Consider the following 2,113-nt stretch of genomic DNA (forward strand, 5'->3'; position numbering starts at 1 on the left):
TCTAAAGTTGACAGATATGACAGGCTCCAGCCTTCTCCCTCGCTTCGCTCAGTCCGGGTGCTTCCGCTCGTGCTGTTCCCGCAGGAGCCGCCGCCTTCGCTCCGAACAACTATTGAAACACTTCTATTTCAATTAAATCTATTCATAATTTTAGGCATAAAAAAAGGACATCTTCTGAAAAAATTTAAGTACCTCTACAAAAATTAACACAGAGCAATGATTTACCGTCAACGCAAAGTTGACGTGGAGTCAGTTTTCGGGTTCTTGAAAGCTATTTTAGGTTTCACACGATTTTCTGTCAGTGGGAATCGAAAGCTGAGAACGAAATCGGCCTTGCATTAATGGCCGTAAATTTAAGAGAATATGCGGTACGAGGATAATCCTCCACTACATATTGTCAAAATCAAACGCAAAAATCAAGATTGCATCATGCAATCTCGATTTTTTACGTGAACTGAAACTATTTATGTCCCAGCCTCTTTCTTACGATTAGTCAACCTTATTTAAAGAATAATTTATATTTTTATGAGTGTTAGTGGTGAGGGATATCCCTCACCACTAACACTCATTTTTAGAAACACCAAAAAGACCTGACGATTTTTATTTTTTTCGAAAGGTCATTATGATATAGTTCTATGTAGGTATTACGATTTCTGAGCTGGTAGTGCGGACTCATAATCGTAAAGAATGCCACGCGTCAGTAACTGAAATGTCACTTTTAGAAACTTATTGATGCAGGCGATGATCGCAACCTTATGAGGCTTCCTCAGAGGTTGCTTTTTTAATTTGTAGTAATAGTCCACAAAATGATTCGGTTTTCCTTTAGCCATAAGCATGGCGCACACCATAAAATATAAAATCTTCCGTAAATGTTTATTTCCTCGTTTATTAATCCGGTCTCGATATTGCGTATTCCCAGACTGGTACCGCATAATATCAATGCCTGTGTAAGCGTTCAGTTGTTTCGCATTTTGAAAGCGGCGGATGTCACCAATCTCTCCAATTAATCGGCACGCCGTTGAATCGCCAATACCAGGAATCGAACGAAATACTAGATATTCTTTCCGTCCTTCCGACAATTCCACCATCTGTTTCACAAGCGTATCTTTCTTCTCTAGTAAATCCGCAACGCGAGCTGCGTAATCTCGTGCTTGATCACAACGAATATCTGTAGGTTTAATCGCTGGGTAACTATTTTCAGCTGCTTCTAATAATGTAATAGCCTTAGCCTCCGCACGCATTAGCGATAGTTTTTTTCGCGTATTGACCTTTAAACGATTTTTAATAATCGTTTTTGAATGGGCCTGTAAAAGTGCGGGATGCGGATATAGTTGTACAATATTTAAAAATAGTGCTGAACTCGGTGTAATCAGCTTTTCTAATTCTGGAAAACTCAGCTGTAAAATGGCATGCATTCTACTTTTGAGTAAAATGATTTCTTCGTCAATTTCATCGTAATAACGAGTCAGTGCACGCATCTGTTCATAATAATCATCTTGTATGTACGTTGTTTCGCGTTCCATTTTGAAATGTGTCTTCGCGAGTTCATGAGCATCACTGATATCGGTTTTATTGCGACGCATCGTTGCCATCTGTAAATTCGCTTCAAGTGGATTCATGCGGCAGTACGTATAGCCGTAATCTTTTAAAAACGCTTCGACAGGTTTTGAATAGATGCCTGTTGCTTCAAATACGATATCTGGCGCTTGTCCATCTTGCTTTGTCATCTCTTCCATTCGTTCGTGTAATCGCTCAAAATCACCCCATGTATGATGTAGCACACCTTCAAATTCACATTGGCGGTGACCATCATAAATCGCAACGGTACTTTTTCCTTTACTGACATCTAACGCAATGACATGTTTCATCTCATTCTTCTCCTTTTGACCAATCATAGAAGCCTTCACAGTACCTTATCGATTCCACTTTCTTATACACGATCTCTTGGACCCAACATACTAAACTGATTCATATAAGGGCATGAAGTTAGCCGGTTTTATATACGGACTCATAAATGGTCCCAGAGGCTGGTCGGCTTTTCTTCACTTCTACTATAAAAAAATAGTAGCACAAACCATGGCCTTGGTTTGTACTACTAATGTTAGTATGTTTT

Annotated in this window: 2 protein-coding genes and 1 pseudogene; 2 read left to right on the forward strand and 1 reads right to left on the reverse strand. The window is 39.4% G+C overall.

The window, feature by feature from the left end:
• Window positions 1–207: hypothetical protein (locus tag H131_RS25760; protein ID WP_230491929.1), on the forward strand; the 207-nt coding region annotated here is incomplete at its 5' end.
• A 12-nt stretch (window positions 208–219) separates the two neighbouring features.
• Window positions 220–380 (forward strand): annotated as a pseudogene (locus H131_RS25765) (transposase); the annotation flags it as partial.
• Between the two features lie 264 nt (window positions 381–644).
• Here the strand turns inward: H131_RS25765 and H131_RS22840 are convergent.
• Window positions 645–1,868, reverse strand: coding sequence for an IS110 family RNA-guided transposase (locus H131_RS22840; RefSeq protein WP_010861504.1), 1,224 nt, complete (start codon window positions 1,866–1,868; stop codon window positions 645–647).
• Window positions 1,869–2,113: the final 245 nt, after the last annotated feature.

It is taken from the genome of Lysinibacillus sphaericus OT4b.31 (assembly GCF_000392615.1).
GTDB lineage: Bacteria > Bacillota > Bacilli > Bacillales_A > Planococcaceae > Lysinibacillus > Lysinibacillus sphaericus_B.

Bases quoted from the DNA above. Each gene is read 5' to 3' on its own strand.
- H131_RS22840 (WP_010861504.1), bottom strand. From the start codon at position 1,868: ATGAAACATGTCATTGCGTTAGATGTCAGTAAAGGAAAAAGTACCGTT.